This window comes from Sphingobium anseongense (assembly GCF_037725245.1).
Taxonomy (GTDB): Bacteria; Pseudomonadota; Alphaproteobacteria; order Sphingomonadales; family Sphingomonadaceae; genus Sphingobium.
Window position 1 is genome coordinate 1 of record NZ_JBBJUL010000030.1, and the last position, 1,575, is coordinate 1,575.

The 1,575-nt window shown below is 55.2% G+C and carries 1 protein-coding gene; it reads left to right on the forward strand.

Annotated features, from left to right (window positions below; all coding sequences use genetic code 11):
* A partial coding sequence (locus WG908_RS16440) for a penicillin-binding transpeptidase domain-containing protein (RefSeq protein ID WP_340187587.1) occupies nucleotides 1-1,353 on the forward strand: 1,353 nt, incomplete at its 5' end.
* Between the last annotated feature and the right edge of the window lie 222 nt (nucleotides 1,354-1,575).

The window sequence follows — 1,575 nt, forward strand, 5'->3', positions numbered from 1 at the left end:
TCTTCGCCTCTGACACCAGACGAAGACTTACATGAGTCGGACCTGAATCTTGATTCGAAAAATTTGCGGCAGCCCCGGTCTGACGAGAGCAGTCGAACTGGGGCAATCCGAAAGCAGGTAGATCGGGTGATTGCCGTAGTTTTGGGAAGTGCGGCTTACGATGGAATCAAGAGCTATTTCCCTGGAAGCTCTCGACAGGCAACGCAGCCATGCGAAGAAAGCGAATCGGGCTATGTGTCGTCGAGCGACGATACAGACACTTTGATCTTGATACTCGAAGGCAAGCGCCTTCGCCCGATCGACCGCCAAATCGGCAATTCGGGGCTGTTTGAGCAGTTCATCGATTGGGTAGCACCTGAAGTGAACCAGGTGGCTCCACACCATGGCGAACCCCTCTTGGTGCAGACGACTCTTGACCTCCGCCTTCAACGAACAGCCATTGACACGATTCAGCCGCTTCTTCCATCACGAGCCGAAGGTGTTCTGACAACCATTGATCGCAGCGGCGCGGTTCACGCCATGGTTGGTGGGATTGGTACTTCTGCTGGACACGGCCTCGCCATCGATGCCTTGCGGGAAGCGGGCTCGGCATGGCGAGTTTTTGTTTGTGCGGAAGCATTCACTAGTGGCATCGCGGCTGGATGGAATTTTATGGATGGGCCCGTGCGGGTTGATGGGTGGGACGTTCCCCAAACCCGCTATGCGGGTTTGATTAATCTGCGTACAGCCTTCGCCTATTCGAAAAATTCCGTGTTCGTAGGACTCGGCGTGGCGGGCGGATATGACCGCGCCAAAGGATTTTCTCGAATCGAGAAAATCGCGAGGCATTTTGGAATATCTACCCCAATATCCACACACCCCTCGATGCCGCTTGGAACCTCGAAAGTCCGCATTATCGAAATGGCGCGGGCATTTGCGATTCTTTCGGCACATGGCAAGTGGATCGACCCGTTTGGCGTGACAAAAATGACAACGCTGGATGGAACGGTTGTCTATGAGCGAAAGGCGCAGCCCGACCGGGTCGTGATAAGCGCGGACATTGTCCGGGATATGACGGACATCCTCCAGAGTGCCGCAGTCTCCGGTTCTGCCAAACCCGCCATGCTGGATCGTCCCATGGCTGGTCTCGCGGGAACAAGCCTTTCGTCAGCGGACGGCTGGTTTCTGGGATTTTCCAGCGGCCTTACGACCTGCGTTTGGATGGGAAATCCGGACGGCGATGCGGTGAGTTTGTCGGAAGGACGCATTCCTGCCCAGGCATTCGGCACCTACATGCGATTTGCTACAGGGAGTCTGCCCCGAGAGAAATTTGAAACTCTGCTAAAGTTGCCCGACCTCACGTTCGGACTTTAACCGATCTTCTCAAAATCAGAAAATCAAAACGAGAACAAATGGCCAATGGCGTTGCCTCCGGCCTGCGTTCTACTCGCTGGCGCTCCAGGAGCCCGTAAGCTGACCACTTCCAAATGGGCCATGCTCGCTAAATGCTCACAGGACAGGGCCTTGCGCGACATCGACGATCTCGTGAAGCACGGCATTCTGATCAAAGACATAGCCAGTGGTCGCAGCACAAGT